Below are 20276 nucleotides of genomic sequence, written 5' to 3'. Positions count from 1 at the left end.
TAAAAGGATCTCGAATTACATAAAATTCATGTTTGAGGGTGAATGCAGTTTTTAGCTACGCGTTCGTCACAATTGCATGCTAAAGCGGTGAAATGAGTGATTTTGATGGCAATCCCCTCCTTTCTTCGTCCGCGCCTGTGCGTACGCCCGATCGTCCGCGTCGGCGTGATATCGTGATCACAGCGGGTTTGGGTTTATCCATCCTGATTGTTTTATTAAGTGTTGGGGTCATCGACCTTTTACCCTTTCTGGCCTCTGCGGCGGCTTTGAGTGCGCTGGCTTTTGTCTATCTTTTGACGGCGATTACCAGTGCCCAGCCATTGCCCGCGCGCGCACCGATCGCCACGCTAAAATCGGGGGGTGAAAGCCTGGCCGATGCGATTTTAGATCGCTTGGAAACACCGGTCTTGCTGATCGGTCCGGGGGGGCGGATTGAGCGCGCGAACCCGGCCGCGCGGGCGTTTTTGGGCTTAGCCAATGAGGGCGCGCTGTTATCGACGGTCTTACGCCAGCCCAGCATTTTAGAGGCGGTCAGCGCGGCGCTGCGCGGGGAAAGTGGCTCTACGGTTGAATATGCGACTTTGTCACCGCACGAAAGCCATGTGCGCGCGTTTGTCGAGCCGATTAAGATTGAAACCGATGGGGCTTTACCTTGGCGCGCCATGCTGTGTTTAAGCGACGAGACTTCAGCCAAGCGCGCGGAGCGTATGCGTGCCGACTTTTTGGCCAATGCCAGCCATGAATTGCGCACGCCCTTGGCCTCTTTGGCGGGCTTTATTGATACATTGCGCGGGCCTGCGCGCGAAGATGCCAAGGCTCAAGCGCGATTTTTATCCATTATGAGCGATCAAACTGATCGTATGCGCCGTTTGATTGATGACTTACTCTCGCTCAGCCGGGTGGAGATGAATGAGCATATCTTGCCGGATACACAGGTCGATATCGCTCAGGTTGCTTCCGAAGTGGTGATGGCTTTGGAGCTCGTGGCGCAAAATCGCGACATGGCGATTGAATTGATTGCACCGCCCGAGGATGAGCGCGTTCTCATCCATGGTGATGTCGATCAAATTCATGAAGTCATTGAAAATCTAACACAAAATGCCTTGAAATATTCGCATGAGGGGCAGCGGGTTGTCGTTGAGGTCTTAAGCTCCTTAAGCCGTGACGCGTCGGAGCATTTGCCAGAGCGCATTGGTGAGATGTCTGCCCGGTTGACGATTGCCGCACCGGCTTTGGATAGTCAGGCGCGCTATGGCGTGATCCGGGTGCGTGATGAAGGTGATGGCATTGATCGGCGCTATTTACCGCGCTTGTCAGAGCGTTTTTATCGCGTCGATGGCCAAAAAAGTGGACCTAAGGCGGGAACTGGGTTAGGTCTGGCCATAGTTAAGCACATTGTGACCCGCCATCGGGGCGGCTTCACGGTGGAAAGCGCGCCTGGGGTGGGATCTGTCTTTACGGTTTTCTTCCCACTGGACCAGCGATCTGCAAAAAGCGCTGCAGCTGAGTAACCACTTGTTTCTCGAATTAAAGCAACACTTTGCTCTTAGGATTGAGCAAAGGATCTGCGCTGTCACAAAAATGTAGTACTTTCGTCACAATTGATTTACGGCTTCACGGCACATTGGCCGTTACTCAAATGATGGGGGGCTGGCGATCATTTGGGTAAGGTGAAGACTATAAAGGGATTTCCCTAAGGAGTTCTATGCATATCTCGCTGCTTACAGCACTGGCTTTGCTGGTGTTGACCGCAATTGGATTTTATATCGGACGCCAACGTGCCTACGGCGCGGGACGGGGGCGTGCGGCGAGCCTGCATTCTCTACCCAATTATTATGGCTATTATATTGCGTTATGGGTCGGGGCACCGGCATTTTTATTGTTGGCGGTCTATGGCGTGATCGGGGCGGGCCTCGTCAACATGTTGGTCCTGAAGGACTTGGAGCGCGCTGGCGCGCCTTTAGTCGCGCAATATGAAGCGCAGCTGGACCAAGATCAGCTCTATCAGGATTTGCAAGAGCAGCTTGTACAATCCACCGCGGAGTTAGAGGCGGTTGAGCGTGAAATTTCCTATATTCGCCGTGAAAATACGGTTCAGGCCGAACGCTATGAAGATCTACGCGCGCGCTTGCCAGAGGTGTCTTCGCAACGCATTTCACTGATCAATCAAATCGATGCGCGTGAGGAAGAGATCTATCTGGGCGTGTTTCAAGGCGCGCCTGTGGAGGGGGATGGATTTACCGCGCGTGCGGGGTTTGAGTTTAGCCATCTACCCCCTGAACGCCGCCAGCTTTATATCAGTAATATGCGCGCCTATGCCTTTGATGAAGCTTTAGCAAGCCGTGATACGCCTGAACTGCGCGCGGCGGGCGCGTTATTTCGACCCTATCACCAGATTCTACGCTATAGCGTGGCCGGGCTGGCGCTGGCTTTGGCGCTCGCGGGGCTGGTCTTCTCTCGTGGTAAAATCGCCAAGCGGTTTCGCGCGCGCAATCATGTCGAAAAAGCGCTGTCCCTGCTCTTATTCGCCACCTCCGTCATCGCGGTTCTAACGACATTAGGTATCGTTTGCTCGTTGATCTTTGAAAGCTTACGCTTTTTTGGGGCGATTGATTGGCGCTTACATGAATTCCTGTTAGGGCTGCATTGGAGCCCACAAGTAGGCATTCGCTCCGATCAAATCGGCCAGAGCGGGGCCTTCGGGGCCGTGCCTTTATTTGCTGGCACAGCGCTGATCACAGTGATTGCTATGGCGGTGGCGGTGCCTATTGGCTTGATGTCCGCGATTTATCTTTCTGAATATGCCAGCCCGTTGATGCGCAGCTGGGCCAAACCGATTTTGGAAGTGCTCGCCGGCATTCCTACTGTGGTCTATGGCTTCTTTGCTTTGCTGACTGTGGGCCCGTTCCTGCGCGATGTCGCTTTAATGTTGGGCTATGAAAATGCCGCGACGCAAAGCGCGCTTTCGGCGGGTCTGGTGATGGGGGTGATGATTATCCCCTTCGTGTCGTCTTTGTCCGATGATGTCATCAATGCCGTGCCGCAGACCTTGCGCGATGGCTCTTACGCCATGGGGGCGACCAAGTCTGAAACTGTGCGTGCGGTCGTGTTGCCTGCCGCTTTACCGGGCATTGTGGGGGCTATTTTATTGGCCGTTTCGCGCGCCGTGGGTGAGACCATGATTGTGGTGATGGCCGCCGGGCAGGGGGCAAATCTAACGATTAACCCGCTGGAATCGGTCACGACGATTACGGTGCAAATCGTCGCGCTTTTGACTGGCGACCAAGAATTTGACAGCGCCAAAACCCTTTCTGCGTTTGCGTTGGGCTTGGTTTTGTTCATGTTGACTTTGCTTTTGAATATTATCGCCCTTCGGGTGGTGCAGCGCTATCGGGAAAAATATGACTGAGTTTAAGCGCGCGCCCCAGATCAGTGATGCGGTAGCGCGTCGATTGGCCCAGCGCCATCGCGCGGAAATTCGCTTTCAGGTCTATGGCCTGTCGGCGATTGGTGTCGCGATTTTGGTTTTGCTGATTTTGTTGGGCTCGATTGGCTATAAGGCCGTGTCTGCGTTTAGCGCCCATACTTTGACGTTGAATGTCGTGATCGATCCTGATTTGGCCGATCCGCGTGGAGATCGCAGCGAATCGTCTCTGCGGCGCGGCAGCTATAATCGCATGATGCAAACGGCGCTGGAAACGGAGTTTCCCGGCGTGACCTCGCGCGCGCACATGCGCGAACTCTTTGGGCTCTACACGGCGGTTAATGCGGCGGGACTTTTACAAAAAGTCGTCAAAAGTCCGGATTTGATCGGTGAGACCGTCACCTATGAAATGCCGATTTCAGATGATGTGGACCTCTATCTAAAAGGGCGCTCGGTTGAAGAGCGTTTTGAGGATGTTGAAGCCCCGCTGAGCCTGATCGAGCATGAAGATGGGGTGGCGCTGTCCAGTCCGGCTCCTGTTTTTGAAGGCTTTCTGACACTGGTGCGTGAGGCCTATATCACACGTGCCGAAGCGGCAGAAGCGCGTGCCAGCGCCGCTTTTGACCGGGCGTCTTTGCCGGGCATCGACGCCCAAACCGCTGAAGCCGAGCGTGCGAATGCTCAGCGCGAATTGCGCACCGGTGAGTTATGGCGCGAGCGGGTTACCCGGCTCAATACTGAGGGTTTAACCTTGCAGCCCGATGGGCCGCGCTTGTTGGTGCGGGTGAATGAGGGCGTGGTGCGCGTCACCCGTTTGAGCGCAGATGGGCGCTCGGCTGAGGGTGAAGTGGTTCTCCCTCTGGAAAACTTGGCGCAAGCGCGTCACTGGACCCGCTGGATTTTGGAAACGCCTGCCTCTGCCGCGCGATTGACTGATCGCCAGATTGTCTGGACGCGGGCCTTGGAGGAGCGCGGCTTTGTCAAAAAGCGGTTCAACACCTGGCTCTTTACCCGCGCGGATTCGCGCGAACCTGAACTAGCGGGGGTTTTAGGCTCAGCCATTGGTTCGGTCCTGACTATGATGGTGACCATGCTGCTGGCTGTGCCGATTGGGGTGGGCGCTGCGATCTATCTAGAAGAGTTTGCGCCCAAAAATCGCTGGAGCGATTGGGTCGAAGTCAATATCAACAACCTCGCCGCGGTGCCCTCGATCGTGTTCGGTTTGTTGGGCTTAGCCTTGTTCATCAATGGGTTTGGCCTGCCGCGCTCGGCCCCCTTGGTGGGCGGTATGGTTTTGGCTCTGATGACTTTGCCAACGGTGATTATTTCCTCGCGCGCGGCGTTGAAAGCGGTACCCTTGTCCATTCGCGAAGCGGCTTTGGGCATTGGGGCCTCGCGCATGCAGACGGTATTCCACCATGTTCTGCCCTTGGCTGCGCCGGGGATTTTAACCGGGGCGATTATCGGTCTGGCGCAAGCCTTTGGTGAGACGGCCCCTTTGTTGATGATCGGCATGGTGGCCTTCATTGCCGATGCGCCCAGCCTGTCGCTGGGGGGCTTTTTAGAGCCCGCAACCGTAATGCCGGTTCAGGTCTATCTGTGGTCCAGTGGGGTGGAGCGGGCTTTTGAGATGCGCACGGCCGCGGCCATTATGGTGTTGCTGGGCCTGATGATTATTCTAAATGCGTTCGCAATTTATCTGCGTCGACGCTTTGAACGGAGATGGTAAGTTGGTCGACGATTATACACCTACGGCAAAATCTGGCGCGACCTACCATCCTTTGACTGGCAATCTGCCAATCAAAGTCGCAACGACCGGCGTGGATGTCTTTTACGCTGACAAGCAGGCCTTGTTCGATGTGTCGCTGGATATCCCTGATCGCTCGGTGACGGCTTTTATCGGCCCATCGGGCTGCGGGAAGTCGACCTTCTTGCGGTGTATGAACCGGATGAATGACACCATTGATACGGCCAAGGTCACCGGCTCGGTGCGGATTGATGGCGAAGAGGTCAATGATCGCAGCGTTGATCCCGTGGTCCTGCGCGCACGCGTGGGCATGGTCTTCCAAAAGCCGAACCCGTTTCCCAAGTCGATTTATGATAATGTGGCCTATGGCCCGCGTATTCATGGCCTGGCGGAAAACAAAGAAGAACATGATGCCATCGTGGAAACAGCTTTGCGTAAAGCGGGTCTGTGGGAAGAGGTGGCCGATCGTCTGGACCTGCCCGGTACCGCCCTTTCCGGTGGCCAGCAGCAGCGCCTGGTGATTGCGCGCGCCATTGCCGTCAATCCAGAAGTGATCTTGATGGACGAGCCGTGTTCGGCGCTCGACCCCATTGCGACCGCACGCATTGAAGAGCTGATTGATGAGCTGCGTGAGAATTACTGCATTATCATGGTGACCCACTCGATGGCCCAGGCCGCGCGTGTGTCGCAATCAACGGCCTTTTTCCACCTGGGCCGCCTGGTGGAATATGGCCCGACGGAAGAGATTTTTACCAACCCCAAGGATACCCGCACCCAAGATTATATCACGGGACGCTTCGGTTAAGGGTAGAGACGAAAAGAGAGACATGTCATGGCCCCACTTGGGCGTGGACATACGGTAAAGGCGTTTTCGGGGGAGTTGGAGCAACTCACCGCGGATGTCGCGCGCATGGGCGGCTTGGCCGAAAGCCTTGTCTCGGATGCCATCGAGGCCTTGGTGACGCGCGATATTGATCTGGCGATGAGTGTCGTTGAGCGCGATAAAAAGCTTGATGATATGCAGCGCGATATCGAAAAGCAGATCCTGCGCCTATTGGCGTTGCGCCAACCGATGGCGGGCGATCTGCGTGCTACGATTTCAGCCTTGAAGATTATCTCTGATCTCGAACGTGTGGGTGATCTGGCCAAAAGCAGCGCGCGGCGCGTTAAACCGCTCTCTGAGATTGAGCCGAGTGCGCTCAATAAAGCGGTTGAGCGGATGGGGCGCTTGGTCCAGGGCCACCTCAATCAAGTTCTAAATGCCTATGCCACCGGGAAAGCTGAGCAGGCGGTGGGCGTGTGGGCGCGCGATGATGATGTCGATGAACATTACGCGGCGCTGTTTCGTGAATTGCTGACCTTCATGGCCGAGGACAAACGTCTGATCGGGCCGGGGGCGCATTTGTTATTTGTGGCCAAGAATTTGGAACGGATCGGGGACCATGCCACGAATATTGCTGAAGTCGTGCATTTCCTGGTGACGGGTGAGGAATTGACGCGGGAACGCCCGCGCGGTCCGCGCCCGGAACTTGATGCTACTTAATGGAAGGCTGAGGGAACCCTACCGATGAAACCGCATATTCTCGTCATCGAAGATGAAGACGCTTTTGCAGAGCTGTTGCGCTATAACCTAGAGCGTGAAGGCTTCATGGTCTCTGTGGCCCAGGATGGTGAGGAAGCCATTCTTCTGGTCGAAGAAGAACAACCCGATCTGATCCTGCTGGACTGGATGCTGCCCAAGGTTTCCGGGATTGAGCTGTGCCGGCGTCTGCGCGGGCGCAATGAAACCCGCAATCTGCCCATCATCATGCTGACCGCGCGCGGGGAAGAAAGTGATCGTATCCGCGGGCTGGAAACCGGCGCGGATGATTATGTCATCAAGACCACCAGCATCGAAGAGATCATCTTGCGCGTGCGTGTGGTGTTGCGCCGGGTGCGTCCGGCCCTGGCTGATGATCAGGTGACGTGCGGCGATATCACCATTGACCGGGTGGCGCACCGTGTAACCCGGGGTGGGCGTGATATTCATTTGGGTCCCAAGGAATTCGAGCTGTTGGATTACTTCATGCAGTATCCGGGCCGGGTTTTCCGCCGGGATCAATTGCTCAACGCCGTCTGGGGCAATGTCTCAGTGGAAGAGCGCACGGTCGATGTTCATATCGGGCGCTTGCGCAAGGCCTTGAATAAGACCGACGAGATCGACCCGATCCGCACGGTCCGCTCTGTGGGCTATGCCCTGGATACCAGCGGCACGATGTAATCACGCCGACATGTCGACTAAAAAAAGCCGCTCTCGAACGAGAGCGGCTTTTATCTGTTTGGATAGAGCGGGCTTAGACGTTGGCACGCCGACCGGTGCCTAGCGCGTCCAGGACGCTGTTGGCATCAGTGGTTTTGCGCTTGCGCTTTTGCTGGGGCTGATAGGCCATGCTGGCATGGGCATCGCAATAGGCGTGACCGGGCTGGGACTTGCGTCCGCAAAAGCGGAAGGTCGCATCGGCCGGATCACCGATGGGCCATTTGCACATGCTGTCTTTTAGGGTCAAAACGGTGGCGTATTCACCATTGGGCAAAGGCTGGGCCTCAACCGGAATACTTGGGGCAACACGCTCAGCAACGGCAGGGACAGGCGCGGGCTTCGCGCTGGTCGCGTCGATTTTTGCAGCCGGTTTCACTTGCGCAGGCGCAGAAGGCTTGGCCACGCGCGCTTGTGTCGGCTTGGGGGTCGTCACACGACGCTGAGGCGGGCGAGACGGCGTCGCGCGGCCCGATAGGCCCAGGCGGTGTACTTTGCCGATAACGGCATTGCGGGTCACCCCGCCCAATTGTTTGGCAATCTGACTTGCGCTTAAGCCCTCAGACCAAAGTTTCTTAAGGGTTTCAACGCGATCATCTGTCCACGCCATGGCCGTGCGCTCCTTGCCTTTTAGGCTCACTGTTATTTTCTCAAGATATTGAGGATTTGGTAACCACTTCCGCAATATCTTGCGCTATCCACGAGATACAGTATCCGCAGTGCGCAAAGACACAAGATGCGCGCTTCATCCAGCCGTGGATAACTCACGCACTTTTGCTGTGGAAAAATGAAACCAGCCTCTTGTAGGGGTGGGCAGAGGCTAAGGTCTTGCCTAAATAAGGCTTCCAACCCGGATCACCCGTCTATAGAGGGAGTCGCCCATGCGCGATCAAGCAGAAATTACCGCGCAGCCTAATCCACCGCAGCCGCGCCCGGTGGGTCTGGTCAACTGGTTGGGCTTGTGGACCCTTTATAAGAAAGAGGTTTTCCGCTTCCTGAAGGTCTCGATCCAGACGATTGCGGCTCCCGTGGCGACGACCTTATTGTTCATGATGGTGTTTTCGCTGGCCTTTGGCGCCCAGCGCGGTGAGGTTCATGGTGTGCCCTATACGGCGTTTTTGCTGCCCGGCTTGATCATGATGGGCATTTTAAACAATGCCTTTGCCAATTCTTCTTCTTCTCTGATCGTGGCCAAGGTTCAGGGCAATACGGTGGACTTCCTGATGCCGCCGCTGTCGTCGGTAGAGCTGGCGGTGGCCTTTATTGGCGGGGCGGTGACGCGCGGTGTTATCGTGGGCGCGGTGACGGGCTTAGCGGTGATACCCTTTGTGGCCGTGCCGATCAGTCATATCTGGGCGATTTTTTACTTCGGCTTGGGTGCAGCGATCATGCTGTCTGCCATTGGGGTGATTGCCGGGGTGTGGGCGGAGAAATTTGACCATCTCTCCGTTGTGACAAACTTCGTCATCATGCCTTTGACCTTTCTGTCAGGCACCTTCTATTCAGTAGAGGTTTTGCCGGAGCCATTTTTGACCATCACCCACTTTAACCCTTTCTTTTATATGATTGATGGCTTCCGTTATGGCTTCATCGGCGTCGCGGATAGTCAGATTTGGATCGGGGTTTTGGTGATCGGAGCCATCAATGGAGTGCTTTTAACTGCAAGCTACCTCCTTCTACACTCGGGCTGGCGCTTGAAGAGCTAGCAGGGCCGTCCTAAACCTAGCCCTATAAAATATTTGTCTCAGCCAGTTCCTTGGGAGGTCCCGCCTATGAATGCCTTGATGGATACCTATTCTCCGCCAGATCTGATGTTTGATCGTGGGGAAGGGGCGTATATGTTCACCGAAGATGGCACGCGCTATCTCGACTTCATCTCGGGCATTTCGGTGAATGCGCTGGGCCATTCTCATCCCAAAGCCGTGGCGGCGCTGAAAGCGCAGGCGGAGAAGCTGTGGCACACCTCGAACATGTTCAAAGTGCGCGGGCGGTATGAATTAGCTGAGAAATATACCCGTGACAGCTTTGCTGACCGGGTCTTCTTCACCAACTCCGGCACCGAAGCCATTGAATGCGCGCTGAAAACCGCGCGCCACTATCACTTTGCCAATGGCCGTCCTGATCGTTATCGCATCATCTCCTTCACCGGGGCGTTCCACGGCCGGACCTTTGGCGCGATCAATGCCGGGGGTAATGCGAAATATCTCGAAGGCTTTGGCCCGCGCATGGAGGGCTTCGACCAGGTTGAGTTCGCCGATATGGAGGCTTTGAAAGCTGCCATCACCGAAGAAACCGCCGCGATCATTTTGGAGCCCGTGCAGGGCGAGGGCGGGGTTCGTGCCTTCACCGAAGCGCAATTGCGCCAGATCCGCCAGCTGTGTGATGAGCATGGCTTGGTCCTGATTTATGATGAAGTGCAGTGCGGGGCCGGGCGGACCGGGAAGTTGTGGGCCCATGAATGGGCCGGGGATGCCCAGCCTGATATCATGGCGGTGGCCAAGGGGGTGGGCGGCGGCTTCCCCATGGGCGCGTGTCTTGCCAATGAAAAAACGGCCGCCAGCATGGTGGTCGGCACCCATGGTTCGACCTTTGGCGGTAATCCGCTGGCCATGGCTGTGGGCAATGTCGTTTATGATGAGATTACCAAAGACGGTTTCTTTGATCATGTGATCGAGGTGTCAAACTTTCTGCATCAACAGCTTGCAGGTTTGGCCGATAGCCATAAAGACAAAATCGAAGAGGTGCGCGGCAAGGGGCTGTTGGTGGGTCTGAAACTGCGTGAGGGCTTCCTCAATAAAGACCTGGTGGTGGCTGCACGCGATCGTCATCTGCTGATTGGTGCGGCGGGCGATAATGTGGCCCGTATGGCCCCGGCGCTGAATATTGAAGAAAGCCATGCGCGCGATGCTGTCGCCCTTCTGGACGAAGCTTTGGGCGCATTGAAGTCAGCCTAATCAGGCTTTGGGATAGGACAGGATTGATCAATGATGGATGCGCAGACCCCGGTTCATGGCGATGACCCTTTAGGCGAGGCGGACAATATCGTTGCCGCTTTCCAATTGGACCAGCGCCCCATCCGGGGGCGTATGGCCCAGTTGGGCTCGACCATGGATGAGATCCTGTCCGCCCATGACTATCCCGAATCGGTCGCGGCCTTGGTCGGTGAAGCCGCCTTACTGGCTTTGCTGGTCGGGGACAGCTTGAAATTTGATGGCCGCTTGATTGTTCAGGCGAGTGGTAAATCTGGCCCTGTGAAATTCGTCGTGGCCGATTTTGCCACCGGTGAAGGGGTGCGCGGCTTTGCCCAGTTTGATCGCGAAGCGGTGGAAGCGCTGGAGGCCGAGCATGGCCCGCGTCCTGGCGCTGAACTCTTGCTCGGCCAGGGCAGTTTTGCGATGACCATTGATCAGGGCTCTGACATGGATCGCTATCAAGGCATTGTCGCCCTGGAAGGGCCTAGCCTTGCGACCTGCGCCGAGCATTACTTCGCGCAATCGGAACAAGTGCCCACCCGGATCAAATTGGCCGTCGGCCAAAGCATTACCGGTGAAGGAGCCAGCTGGCGCGCCGGTGCGGCCATGCTGCAAAAACTCCCCGGTGATCATGCCCGCCCGGCCACTCAGGAAGACTGGGACCATGGCTTAGCGCTGTTCGAAACCACTGAAGATCAAGAATTGCTCGATCAGACGATTTCGGTGGGCAAGCTGCTCTATCGGCTGTTCCATGAAGATGGCGTGCGCCTGTTTGAACCGCGAACCGTGATCAAGCGCTGTACGTGTGAGCGTGAGCGTTTGGCCTCGATCCTCTCGCAATTTCCAGACGATGACCGCGCCCATATGGTGCGTGATGGGCAGATTGTGATGACGTGCGAATATTGTAATCGCGACTGGAATTTTGATCCGGCAGAGATTGAGCCGAAGGCTTAAAACACAGACCGCCTCAATAAAAACACACTTGTTCGCGCATTCAATTTACCCTTAAGCTATCGAAAGCTTAGGGAAAGCAGAATGTTGTCACATATTTTGTTCGCGATATCCTTTTCCAGTGCGCTCTTTCTGGGTGGATTGATGGGGGTGCAGGCCGGGGTCAGTGCGTTTCAATTCTGGCCCGCGCTCAGCCGCAAAAGCTGGGCTTATGCGACCTATATGTGGGGCTTTCGCGCCTTCATCTATCCTTTGATTGTTCTGAGTATTTTTGAGATCCGCTGGCCCGCAGCCCTTGAAGATTGGGTTCGTATGGGCGCGGGGCTAGCGGTGCTGATAACCGGGTTTGGCCTGGCGGCCCGGATCATCTGGTCGATGGGCTGGAAAAACGCTTTTGGCGCGCATGAGGGCCTATGTACCAGCGGCTGGTTCGCACACTCGCGCAATCCGATTTATGTGGCCAGTTGGATCGGGATGGCGGGATGGGCCGTTCTTATCCCTTCGGCGTGGGTGTTGATCTTGTTGGCGGTGTGGGCCGCCTTTTATGCAGTGTCGCCTTTTTATGAAGAACCGTGGCTAGAACAGGTCTATGGCGAGGATTATCGCGCCTATAAGGCCCGCGTGCGCCGCTTTATCTAGCGGGTCCAGAAATGTGGGGAGAGGAGGACGAGCACCGTGAAAACCTCCAACCGGCCAATCAGCATGTTAAGGATCATCACCCATTTGGCCATGTCTGGCAGGTCTTGAAACGTGCTAGCGGGCCCGATGATGGGGCCTAGGCCAGGCCCGACATTGGCGAGGGTGGTGGCCGCGCCTGAAAGGGCGGTGACGGTATCCAGACCCATCGCGGCCAACAGACAGGCGCTGACCGCAAAGGTCGCGATGAAGGCGAAGAGAAAGCCCAGAACCGAGCGCACAGTTTGTTGGGGCAGGGCTTTGCCCCGATAGCGTACGGGGCGCACGGAGTTGGGCCGGGCATATTGCTCGATATAGGCGCGCAGCGCTGAGGCCGCGATCTGATAGCGGAAGATTTTGACCGAGCAGGTCGTGGAGCCGGCACACCCCCCGACAAACATCAAAAGAAAGAAAAAGGTCGCCGCCCCGCCGCCCCAGGTGGCAAAATCAGCACTGGCAAAGCCGGTGCCGGTGAGCACGGAGACCACATTGACGCTGGCCACCCGCCAGGCGGATCCCGGATCAGGTAGGATATCCTGGGTGGCGAGCCACAAGCTCATAAAAGCGCATGCGCCAAAGGCGACAAGACAAAAGGCGCGCGCTTGACTGTCTTTGAAGAGATCTAAGGGACGCCCTTGTAAGGCGCGCAGATAAAGCAAGAAGGGTAGGCCCGCCGCGATCATGAAGACCAGCGCGATCAGATCTGCGCCTTGATCGGCAAAGGCCCCGATTGAGCCATCATGGGTGGAAAATCCACCCGTGGCGACCGTGGTCATGCCATGGATGATCGCATCCAGCGGCTTCATACCCGCCACTGAATAGGTGAACATGCATAAGACGCTTAGTCCCAGATAGACGAGGGCGACAGAGGCCGCGATTTGCCCAGCTTTGGGCAGAGCCTTGTCCGATTGGTCCGAGCTTTCCATGCGGAAAAGCTGCATCCCACCAATGCCCAGGAAGGGAAAGATCGCCATGGCGGTGACGATGATACCGATGCCGCCAATCCACTGTAAAATCCCGCGCCAGAGTAAAATGCCCGCCGGTTGGGTCTGTAACCCCGTCATCACGGTGGCCCCGGTGGTGGTAATGCCTGATGTGGCTTCAAACAGGGCATCGGTCCAGGATAGCCCGACGCCCGAGAGCGCGAGCGGCAGGGCCGAGGCGATGGACAACATGAACCAGGATCCCCCGGTCAGAATGATCGCGCCGCGCGGGGTCAGGCGCTTTTCTCCGCCGCGCCCGAAGAACACCATCAGCCCACCAAGGAAAAATCCAAATACGGCTGAGCCAAAGAAGGCATGGGCGCTTTGTGCATCATGATGCAGATCGACAATGGCCGGGATGAATTGCGCCAGCGATAGCGCAGCCAACAGCGCCCCCAGGGCAAAGATGACCGTACGGCCAGATGCGGTCATGGCGCTGGTGTCCGATCAGTGAAGGGTCGTGTTATCAAAGGGATAATCAAGCGCGAAGGCGGGAATGGTCGCCAGGAAGGGCGTGCCATCACTGATCTTCATGCCATAAAAACCGCTCATAAAGCCGGATGAGGTCTCTAAGGGGGCGCCTGAAGTATAGGTAAAGCGTTCACCCGGCCTGATCACGGGCTGTTCGCCGACCACGCCTTCACCTTTGACGATGCGGGTACGCCCGCGTGCGTCGGTGATGCGCCATTCGCGGGTCATTAATTGCACGCTTTCGCCGGTGCGATTTTCAATTTCCACCCGATAGGACCAGAAATACCGGTTTTCCTCCGGTGTGGATTCGCCTTCAAGAAAATCAGGCTGAACACGAACCACAATCCCCTGGGTCACGCTTTCATACATGATCTTACCACCCGCTCGTTTTGGGGCTCTACACTGACCTGAATGCGCTGATCGCACAAGGGATGCTGGACAGATCGCGTGTGCTGACGCCATGTTAGGACCATCTTGGTTTAACGATTCCTAGCCTCAGAGTGTAGTTTATGTCCCCAGCCCCCGGCATTTTGCCTGATCGTGAGCTTTATCAAGCCTTTGAGCAGGGGGTTTTACGCACGCAAACGCCTTTGGCGGACAATCAAATCCAACCGGCCAGTTTAGACCTTCGCCTGTCGGATAAGGTCTATCGCCTGCGCGCCAGCTTCTTACCGGGTCCGAACCGGTCTATCGAAGCGTGCTTGAAGGGTGATCTGGTCATCCATGAAATGGATTTGACACCGGGTGCAGTCTTGGAGACGGGCTGTGTCTATCTGGCCCCGCTGCAAGAGAGCCTCAATCTCAGCGAGGATCTTCACGCGGTGATGAATCCCAAAAGCTCCACCGGGCGCTTGGATGTCTTTACCCGCGTGATCACCGATCAGGGCACGGCCTTTGATCGCGCCCCGGCGGGCTATCAAGGCCCGCTTTATGTGGAGATCAGCCCGCGCACCTTCCCGGTGTTGGCGCGCCCGGGTGATCGCCTGGTTCAGGTGCGCCTTCGCCGCGGTGAAGCCCAAGGCGGAGATGCCTTGGTCTTGAGCGTGGATCTGGAGCATCCTCAGGGCGAACCGGTGGGCTTTCGTGCCAAGCGCCATGCGGGCCTTGTTGATCTGTCCCACGTGGGGGGACATGATCCGCTGGCCTATTGGGAGCCTTTATTTGCCCCGAACGGGCAATTGGTCTTGGATCCGGGTGAGTTTTACATCCTCGCCTCGCGCGAGCCGGTAGAGATCCCTATCCATGACGCCGCGGAGATGGCCCCCATTGCGCCCGAGATCGGTGAGTTTCGCGCGCACTATGCTGGATTTTTCGATCCCGGCTTTGGGGTTGCATGTGGCGGCGCGCGTGCGGTGCTGGAGGTGCGTGGGCGCGATGTGCCGTTTATTCTGGAACATGGTCAATCCATCGCGAAATTGGTCTATGAGCCGATGGCCGGTAGCGTTGCGATTGCCTATGGCGCATCAGGCTCGAATTATCAGGCTCAAGGGCTTAAACTGTCGAAACATTTCCGCCATTGGCGCGATCAGAGCTGGCCTCGGTTGTTGCGGCCATAAAAATCGGGCTAAAACAGGCTAATGAAAAACCATCTCAAAGAATTACGCGCTGAGCGGGGCTGGAGCCAAAATGCCTTGGGGGAAATCCTGGGGGTATCGCGCCAGAGCGTCAATGCCATTGAAACCGGGCGCTATGATCCCTCGCTTCCATTGGCGTTTAAAATTGCGCGGGTCTTTGATCTGAAAATCGAAGATATTTTTTCAGACGATGAGGGGGAGGGTTAAAATGGACGACGATCAGACAGAACGACGCGGATTTCTCAGCTTTCTTATCCAGATCATTCGCCCCACGCGGGCCGATTGCTGGTCATTATGGTCGATCTTTGCCGCGGTTATTCCGACTTTTGTGATTGGCTTGGGCTCTAGCTTAACCGAACAAGCGGTGGAGCGCGGCTTTGAGGGCGCTGTGCCTTTGGCCGGTTGGCTGGGGGTGCATCCCGCTCTGGTGATTGGTGTTTTTGTGCTGACTATTCTGGCCATTCTAGGCGGTTATGGTTGGCTTTATACGGGGTGGTATCGCCGCCTTGATGAATTAGAGCGGATGATTGAATTTAAGGCCTTAGGTACGGGCATGATCGTTTCGGTCATTTTATGGGTGATCAGCGTGTCATTGACGACATGGTTTCCCTTGATGGAGCCCTTTGTCGACACTTTGATTGGCGCTCCTTTATTGGTGGTTTGGTGTGCCAGCTATATGATCGCTCGTGCCTGCTTCAGGCGCTATCATGATGCGTAAGGCGCGCGTGAGCCTGTTTTGAGGCGCTTGCCAAAGCCGCAAAAAGTGATTTATCTAAGCGCTTGCTCGCGGGTGTAGCTCAATGGTAGAGCAGAAGCTTCCCAAGCTTACGACGAGGGTTCGATTCCCTTCACCCGCTCCAACTTATTTCCTGTTACTTTGTTGATTGCTGTGCGCGTTTGCCGCGCGACAGTGCGTGCGAAGCTCGATATAAGCGGGTTATGGCTTCTGAAACGCACTCGCAATCTAATCGTTTGGCGCGTCAGGTGCGCCTTCGCTATTGGCGGATGCGTATGGCGGGTATGGCGCGCGGATGGCGCGCATATATCTGGTTGTTCGCCGGGTCAGTGATTGAATCGACGCTGCTACCTTGGCCGATAGAATTTCCTTTATTGGCCGTGATGTTACGCGGGCGCGGAGCGGTGTTACCGGCGACGATTGCGGTGACCTTGGGCTCTGTTGTGGGCGGTGCGGTGATGTTTGCCCTGGGGCTGGGGGCTTCGAGCCTCATCGCGCCCTATGTGGAGCGCTGGGCCGATGTTGGCGAAGGCTTAAGCTATTGGCAGGCTCATTTGTATGACAAAGGCCCCTGGGCGGTGTTCATGGCCATGATGACCCCGGTTCCGGTTCAGGTGACATGCTTGGCGGCGGGGTTAGCGGGGTTAAATGCCGGTGCAGTCATGGTGGCCATCGCCTGCGGGCGCGCGGTGCGCTATGGCACGATGGCGCTGTTGGTCTACTGCTTTGGGACGCCGCTTATTCGCTGGTGGCGCAGCTGGCCTGGGCTTTATCGCCGCTTGATCATCGCCAGCTTTTTTGCGATTTTCTTTATCCTCTTTGTGATGATTTTTATCAGCTAAAGCGCCCGCCGGTCGTAATCCCGAAAAAGCTGACAAAATGGGCGAGAACCACCAGAGAAAATACCGCAAATATCAAGGCCAAAAAGGTCCAGGGGATCAGCCTGACGCCGCGATTGGGGTCCGCGCGGTGGCTAGAGCGCCAGGCGCTTAATCCGAACAGGGCGACACATATCGTCAAAACGATGAGGGTGGTGGTGAAGTCCATAACGAGCCCTAATGTGGCGCATGGCGGTTATGTTTGGATTGGCCATGCGTTGTCTTTTGCCACAGATAGGGGGCCGTGAGCAGTTCGCGCAAGGCACGCCATGCAGCCAGGCTTTGCAAAGGCCAATAGGCGAAGGCGCTGAGTAGGGTCCAAAGCCCGACTTTCATCTGGGCGCGCTTCAGGCCGGTTTGCAAGATCCATAGATGGCTGAGCCCGCAGATGGCCACAGTGATGACCGAGAGGAGCAGTAGGGCCGAAGGTTGGGGGCGAAGGAGGGCATAGACGAGGCCGGTGGGGATAGCCAAGAGGGTCGGCGCATGGATCAATGCGCTAAGAACGCCCGCCCCGAGGCAAAGATGCAAGGCGGCTTGATCTTTATAGGCCATGGGTTCGCCTTTAGCATTGCGTTGTACGTGTATACGCCAGGTGAGGGCGTGACCTTTGAGCCAGCGTGAGCGTTGCTTGAGCCAAGCCTCTAAGGTGAGGGGCGCTTCTTCCAGGGTCCCCGGCGCGATCATATCCAGTTGCCATCCAGCTTTGACCAGACGAAAGCCCAGATCGGCATCTTCGGTAACATTAAACGGATCCCAGGCGCAGACCTCGTCTAAGGCTTGGCGGCGGAAAAAATTACTGGTGCCTCCAAGCGGCAGTGCCCATCCCAGACGTGAGAAATAGGGTAAAATCACATGAAAGTGGGCGGCATATTCCATGGTGAATTGCCGGGTCAGCCAGTTTTCATGTGCATTATACCATCCTAAGGGCGCTTGAACACAGCCGAGCTTGGGGTTCTGGGCGAACGCTGCGGCGGCATGGCGAATTTGCTGGGGGTGGGGGGCGTCTTCGGCGTCATAAACCGCAATAATGTCCCCGCGGCTTTGCAAATAGGCAAAGTTGAGCGCTTTAGGTTTAGTGCGCGGGCCGATGAGCGGGATGGGGATAAGGCGAAAGCGTTTATCTTTTAAAATGGCCAGTGCGGCCCTGGACAGCGTTTCAACATCATCTTGCTCAATGGCCAATAAGATTTCGACCTTATCATCAGGGTAGTCGAGTTTTTTTAAGGCCCCGATCAGGTCTTCAACGCTATTGGCTTCTTGATAGAGCGCAAGGATCAGGCTGACTTTGGGCAGGCTATGATCGGGCTGGCGCGCGGGAAAGCTTGCTTTGAGCGGCGTGGACAAGGTTGCGCTCAAGCGAAAAAGACTGAGGGCGATAAAGCCCAGGCTTAAACACAGCGCGCATGCCTTGAGCGTAAAGAGGGGGGCGACGATTATTAGTCCCAGCAAGAACATGCAAGGCGGCAGGCTTGCTTGATAAAATTTTGCCGCAGGCCAGGGCGTGCCCAGGCAGGCTTCAGGAGAGTTGCGTTTCAGGGCGAAGGCGGCGCGAAACGCCTGATAGGTGATGAGGCTGGCATTCGGGCCGGAGTTGGGGGCTTGGGGCTGCGTCGCCGGCTGGCGAAACAGGCTGACAAGGGCGGCAGGGTCGGAAAGGTGCGTCGGTTTTAATACCGTATTAGCCGGGGGGGAAGTCTGCCCGTCTTTGAATAGGACCGTGATGCTGGCTGTGCGCTCCACCTTTGATCCCCCTGGTGTTTCCACAAGCTGTGAAGTGTGGGGGAAAATGGAATTTTCTTCGAGCGATCAGAGGTTTCTAAATTCTCTTAGTTCTGCGCCTTAGGGTTGTGATGGAGCGTTCGCGCTATGATCTGGGATAAATTTGTCCCCTCAAGCTTAAAGCCCATAAAAGCAGATGTTGGCCAGCCTGGGGGCAGGCCTTGCAGCTGGCCGACATCGCCGCACAGGCTATGGATCAGCGCGCCAATGCCGGGATTATGGCCGATGAGGATGAGCGAGGTATGAGTTTGCAGGGCGTCATCCAGGGCACGGCGCAGCATGTCTGGCGAGGCATGATAGAGGCTCATACCGCCTTGAACTTCAACGTCCTGTCCTAGAACTTCATTCACCGCTTTCCAGGTTTGCTGCGTACGAAGCGCCGGGGAAACCAGCGCCACATCAAAGGTAATCCCAGCAGCGCGCATAATCTCACCGGCTTCGCGCGCTTGTCTTTGCCCGCGCTCATTGAGCGCGCGATCAAAATCGTCATCGCTTTCCAGGCGGTCAACGGCTTTGGCGTGGCGCATCAAGATAATGTGAGGCATGAGGGACCCTTTTCGATGAGGCGTGACAATAAGGGGGCTTGTAAGTGTGCGGTGTGAGGTCCAAGTAAATACTGGTTTTTTATCGCCGTCACGGCTGAAGGAGAAAAAACATGGGTTTATTATTAGGCGATGTCGCTCCGAATTTTGACGCTGAAACCACCGAAGGCAATATCAACTTCCATGACTGGATTGGTAATAATTGGGTGATTTTCTTCTCACATCCAGCGGATTATACCCCTGTGTGCACAACAGAATTGGGCTATACTGCGAAATTAAAAGATGAATTCGCCAAGCGCAATGCAAAGGCCATCGCACTGTCGGTTGATCCTTTGGAAGATCATAAGGCTTGGATCAAAGACATTGAAGAGACGCAACATTGCGCGGTGAATTTCCCGATCATTGCCGATATCGATAAGAAGGTGTCTGATCTCTATTCGATGATCCACCCCAATGCGAACGCCAAAGTGACGGTGCGTGCGGTTTATATCATTGATCCTGATAAAAAAATCCGTGCAACCTTCACCTATCCCCCTAGCGCAGGGCGTAACTTCAATGAGGTCTTGCGTTTACTCGATTCTCTGCAATTGACGGATGGGTACAAAGTCGCGACCCCGGTGAATTGGGAAGATGGTCAAGATGTGATTGTCGTGCCGACCCTGTCTGATGAAGACGCAGAAAAGCTGTTTCCAAAAGGCTTTACTAAGATCAAGCCTTATCTGCGCACCACGCCGCAACCCAATAAATAAGCGCTTTAACGCTGAGTGATGCATCAGAGCCGCCCTAGGGCGGCTCTTTTTTATGCGATGATGACAAGGGGGCTTGACGTAAAGCTCGCTTTCCATATAGTGGAAAGTGAGCTTTACAAATCTTGGAGGAAGTCATGACTAAAGCCCAATTTCGTAAGAGTGCATTGTTGAGTGTATTGGTGTTGGCGGGTCTGAGTTGGATTGCCCTTGGCGTAGCGATCACCCTGCTTGATCTGTCTAAGCCTCAGCTTCTGGCCTTGGGGCTGACGGTCGGGCTTTTAACAGAACTGGCGATGTGGACAGGGGCCGTCATTGGCGGCTGGACGATTTTTGCAAAGCGCAAAGTCTTGTTTCAACGTCTCTTTTCCGCTCACGTTAAAGACGCTTAGCGCGATAGGCACGGGGTTGTGTTATGCTTGATGTTCTGTGCACATGGGTGATGTCCGCCCTGGATTGGATGTTTGTTGTGTTTTTGGGGCTAACGACCTTGGGCTAA

Annotated in this window: 22 protein-coding genes and 1 tRNA gene; 17 read left to right on the top strand and 6 right to left on the bottom strand. The window is 55.9% G+C overall.

Going from position 1 to position 20276, the window contains the following annotated elements:
- Window positions 1-92: 92 nt before the first annotated feature.
- The 6 genes from H151_RS0101900 to phoB all read left to right on the top strand — a co-directional run bounded on the left by H151_RS0101900 (window position 93) and on the right by phoB (window position 7431).
- Entirely contained in the window at window positions 93-1511 is a 1419-nt protein-coding gene (locus H151_RS0101900) for a sensor histidine kinase (RefSeq protein ID WP_019959931.1), read from the top strand.
- Window positions 1512-1705: 194 nt separating this feature from the next.
- Entirely contained in the window at window positions 1706-3409 is a 1704-nt protein-coding gene (gene pstC / locus H151_RS0101895) for a phosphate ABC transporter permease subunit PstC (protein ID WP_019959930.1), read from the top strand.
- Window positions 3402-5153: a phosphate ABC transporter permease PstA gene (pstA, locus tag H151_RS0101890; protein WP_019959929.1), complete on the top strand. Its 1752-nt coding sequence runs from the start codon at window positions 3402-3404 to the stop codon at window positions 5151-5153. Before pstC ends, pstA begins: the two co-directional genes overlap by 8 nt.
- Window positions 5107-5976 carry a phosphate ABC transporter ATP-binding protein PstB gene (pstB, locus tag H151_RS0101885; RefSeq protein ID WP_083918355.1) on the top strand — a complete coding sequence of 290 codons (870 nt, stop codon included), beginning with the start codon at window positions 5107-5109 and terminating at the stop codon, window positions 5974-5976. The genes pstA and pstB overlap by 47 nt, the downstream gene beginning before the upstream one ends.
- Window positions 5977-6003: 27 nt before the next feature.
- The gene (gene phoU / locus H151_RS0101880) at window positions 6004-6714 is read left to right on the top strand and encodes a phosphate signaling complex protein PhoU (RefSeq protein ID WP_019959927.1); all 711 of its coding nucleotides are present in this window, start codon (window positions 6004-6006) and stop codon (window positions 6712-6714) included.
- Between the two features lie 24 nt (window positions 6715-6738).
- Window positions 6739-7431, top strand: coding sequence for a phosphate regulon transcriptional regulator PhoB (phoB, locus tag H151_RS0101875; protein ID WP_019959926.1), 693 nt, complete (start codon window positions 6739-6741; stop codon window positions 7429-7431).
- Between the two features lie 73 nt (window positions 7432-7504).
- Here the strand turns inward: phoB and H151_RS0101870 are convergent, their stop codons facing one another.
- A complete protein-coding gene (locus H151_RS0101870) occupies window positions 7505-8077 on the bottom strand; it encodes a GcrA family cell cycle regulator (RefSeq protein ID WP_019959925.1) in 573 nt (190 codons plus the stop codon).
- A gap of 271 nt (window positions 8078-8348) precedes the next feature.
- Between H151_RS0101870 and H151_RS0101865 the strand changes: the two genes are divergently transcribed.
- The 4 genes from H151_RS0101865 (at window position 8349) to H151_RS16780 (ending at window position 12029) form a co-directional block, all read left to right on the top strand.
- Window positions 8349-9173 (top strand): ABC transporter permease, encoded by an 825-nt coding sequence (locus tag H151_RS0101865; protein WP_019959924.1) that lies wholly within the window; start codon window positions 8349-8351, stop codon window positions 9171-9173.
- Between the two features lie 66 nt (window positions 9174-9239).
- Entirely contained in the window at window positions 9240-10421 is a 1182-nt protein-coding gene (locus H151_RS0101860; protein ID WP_019959923.1) for an aspartate aminotransferase family protein, read from the top strand.
- A gap of 30 nt (window positions 10422-10451) precedes the next feature.
- Window positions 10452-11393 (top strand): Hsp33 family molecular chaperone, encoded by a 942-nt coding sequence (locus tag H151_RS0101855; protein ID WP_019959922.1) that lies wholly within the window; start codon window positions 10452-10454, stop codon window positions 11391-11393.
- A gap of 81 nt (window positions 11394-11474) precedes the next feature.
- Entirely contained in the window at window positions 11475-12029 is a 555-nt protein-coding gene (locus tag H151_RS16780) for a methyltransferase family protein (RefSeq protein ID WP_019959921.1), read from the top strand.
- On the opposite strand, the gene H151_RS0101845 is transcribed toward H151_RS16780, so the two are convergent.
- Window positions 12026-13480 (bottom strand): TrkH family potassium uptake protein, encoded by a 1455-nt coding sequence (locus H151_RS0101845; RefSeq protein ID WP_019959920.1) that lies wholly within the window; start codon window positions 13478-13480, stop codon window positions 12026-12028. The two genes, H151_RS16780 and H151_RS0101845, sit on opposite strands and share 4 nt — an antisense overlap.
- A gap of 15 nt (window positions 13481-13495) precedes the next feature.
- Window positions 13496-13888 carry a Co2+/Mg2+ efflux protein ApaG gene (gene apaG, locus H151_RS0101840; RefSeq protein WP_019959919.1) on the bottom strand — a complete coding sequence of 131 codons (393 nt, stop codon included), beginning with the start codon at window positions 13886-13888 and terminating at the stop codon, window positions 13496-13498.
- Window positions 13889-14028: 140 nt separating this feature from the next.
- On the opposite strand from apaG, the gene H151_RS0101835 reads away from it, so the two are divergent.
- The 5 genes from H151_RS0101835 to H151_RS0101815 all read left to right on the top strand — a co-directional run bounded on the left by H151_RS0101835 (window position 14029) and on the right by H151_RS0101815 (window position 16671).
- On the top strand, window positions 14029-15075 hold the full coding sequence (locus H151_RS0101835) for a 2'-deoxycytidine 5'-triphosphate deaminase (protein ID WP_019959918.1): 1047 nt from the start codon (window positions 14029-14031) through the stop codon (window positions 15073-15075).
- Between the two features lie 21 nt (window positions 15076-15096).
- The gene (locus H151_RS0101830; RefSeq protein WP_019959917.1) at window positions 15097-15300 is read left to right on the top strand and encodes a helix-turn-helix transcriptional regulator; all 204 of its coding nucleotides are present in this window, start codon (window positions 15097-15099) and stop codon (window positions 15298-15300) included.
- A 1-nt stretch (window position 15301) separates the two neighbouring features.
- Entirely contained in the window at window positions 15302-15811 is a 510-nt protein-coding gene (locus H151_RS0101825) for a hypothetical protein (RefSeq protein ID WP_019959916.1), read from the top strand.
- Between the two features lie 68 nt (window positions 15812-15879).
- Window positions 15880-15953: transfer RNA gene (locus tag H151_RS0101820), tRNA-Gly, on the top strand.
- A gap of 79 nt (window positions 15954-16032) precedes the next feature.
- Complete coding sequence (locus tag H151_RS0101815) at window positions 16033-16671, top strand: YqaA family protein (protein ID WP_019959915.1); 639 nt, start codon at window positions 16033-16035, stop codon at window positions 16669-16671.
- Here H151_RS0101815 and H151_RS0101810 read toward each other — a convergent pair.
- The 3 genes from H151_RS0101810 to H151_RS15170 all read right to left on the bottom strand — a co-directional run bounded on the left by H151_RS0101810 (window position 16664) and on the right by H151_RS15170 (window position 19034).
- On the bottom strand, window positions 16664-16876 hold the full coding sequence (locus H151_RS0101810; RefSeq protein WP_019959914.1) for a hypothetical protein: 213 nt from the start codon (window positions 16874-16876) through the stop codon (window positions 16664-16666). The genes H151_RS0101815 and H151_RS0101810 overlap by 8 nt on opposite strands.
- 8 nt (window positions 16877-16884) lie before the next feature.
- Window positions 16885-18450, bottom strand: coding sequence for a glycosyltransferase (locus H151_RS15175; RefSeq protein ID WP_019959913.1), 1566 nt, complete (start codon window positions 18448-18450; stop codon window positions 16885-16887).
- Window positions 18451-18536: 86 nt separating this feature from the next.
- Window positions 18537-19034, bottom strand: a complete 498-nt coding sequence (locus tag H151_RS15170; RefSeq protein WP_019959912.1) for a SixA phosphatase family protein — start codon at window positions 19032-19034, stop codon at window positions 18537-18539.
- A 110-nt stretch (window positions 19035-19144) separates the two neighbouring features.
- Here H151_RS15170 and H151_RS0101795 point away from each other — a divergent pair, with 110 nt between their 5' ends.
- Window positions 19145-19780 (top strand): peroxiredoxin, encoded by a 636-nt coding sequence (locus H151_RS0101795; RefSeq protein WP_019959911.1) that lies wholly within the window; start codon window positions 19145-19147, stop codon window positions 19778-19780.
- A 134-nt stretch (window positions 19781-19914) separates the two neighbouring features.
- On the top strand, window positions 19915-20169 hold the full coding sequence (locus tag H151_RS0101785) for a hypothetical protein (protein WP_019959909.1): 255 nt from the start codon (window positions 19915-19917) through the stop codon (window positions 20167-20169).
- Window positions 20170-20276 lie beyond the last annotated feature (107 nt).

Source organism: Woodsholea maritima DSM 17123 (genome assembly GCF_000382325.1).
Taxonomy (GTDB): Bacteria; Pseudomonadota; Alphaproteobacteria; order Caulobacterales; family Maricaulaceae; genus Woodsholea; species Woodsholea maritima.
This window is presented reverse-complemented; position numbering and strand designations above follow the sequence as displayed.

Coding starts and splice junctions, on each gene's coding strand:
- H151_RS0101900 (WP_019959931.1), top strand. CDS start 93: ATGAGTGATTTTGATGGCAATCCCCTCCTTTCTTCGTCCGCGCCTGTG.
- pstC (WP_019959930.1), top strand. CDS start 1,706: ATGCATATCTCGCTGCTTACAGCACTGGCTTTGCTGGTGTTGACCGCA.
- pstA (WP_019959929.1), top strand. CDS start 3,402: ATGACTGAGTTTAAGCGCGCGCCCCAGATCAGTGATGCGGTAGCGCGT.
- pstB (WP_083918355.1), top strand. CDS start 5,107: ATGCGTTCGCAATTTATCTGCGTCGACGCTTTGAACGGAGATGGTAAG.
- phoU (WP_019959927.1), top strand. CDS start 6,004: ATGGCCCCACTTGGGCGTGGACATACGGTAAAGGCGTTTTCGGGGGAG.
- phoB (WP_019959926.1), top strand. CDS start 6,739: ATGAAACCGCATATTCTCGTCATCGAAGATGAAGACGCTTTTGCAGAG.
- H151_RS0101870 (WP_019959925.1), bottom strand. CDS start 8,077: ATGGCGTGGACAGATGATCGCGTTGAAACCCTTAAGAAACTTTGGTCT.
- H151_RS0101865 (WP_019959924.1), top strand. CDS start 8,349: ATGCGCGATCAAGCAGAAATTACCGCGCAGCCTAATCCACCGCAGCCG.
- H151_RS0101860 (WP_019959923.1), top strand. CDS start 9,240: ATGAATGCCTTGATGGATACCTATTCTCCGCCAGATCTGATGTTTGAT.
- H151_RS0101855 (WP_019959922.1), top strand. CDS start 10,452: ATGATGGATGCGCAGACCCCGGTTCATGGCGATGACCCTTTAGGCGAG.
- H151_RS16780 (WP_019959921.1), top strand. CDS start 11,475: ATGTTGTCACATATTTTGTTCGCGATATCCTTTTCCAGTGCGCTCTTT.
- H151_RS0101845 (WP_019959920.1), bottom strand. CDS start 13,480: ATGACCGCATCTGGCCGTACGGTCATCTTTGCCCTGGGGGCGCTGTTG.
- apaG (WP_019959919.1), bottom strand. CDS start 13,888: ATGTATGAAAGCGTGACCCAGGGGATTGTGGTTCGTGTTCAGCCTGAT.
- H151_RS0101835 (WP_019959918.1), top strand. CDS start 14,029: ATGTCCCCAGCCCCCGGCATTTTGCCTGATCGTGAGCTTTATCAAGCC.
- H151_RS0101830 (WP_019959917.1), top strand. CDS start 15,097: ATGAAAAACCATCTCAAAGAATTACGCGCTGAGCGGGGCTGGAGCCAA.
- H151_RS0101825 (WP_019959916.1), top strand. CDS start 15,302: ATGGACGACGATCAGACAGAACGACGCGGATTTCTCAGCTTTCTTATC.
- H151_RS0101815 (WP_019959915.1), top strand. CDS start 16,033: ATGGCTTCTGAAACGCACTCGCAATCTAATCGTTTGGCGCGTCAGGTG.
- H151_RS0101810 (WP_019959914.1), bottom strand. CDS start 16,876: ATGGACTTCACCACCACCCTCATCGTTTTGACGATATGTGTCGCCCTG.
- H151_RS15170 (WP_019959912.1), bottom strand. CDS start 19,034: ATGCCTCACATTATCTTGATGCGCCACGCCAAAGCCGTTGACCGCCTG.
- H151_RS0101795 (WP_019959911.1), top strand. CDS start 19,145: ATGGGTTTATTATTAGGCGATGTCGCTCCGAATTTTGACGCTGAAACC.
- H151_RS0101785 (WP_019959909.1), top strand. CDS start 19,915: ATGACTAAAGCCCAATTTCGTAAGAGTGCATTGTTGAGTGTATTGGTG.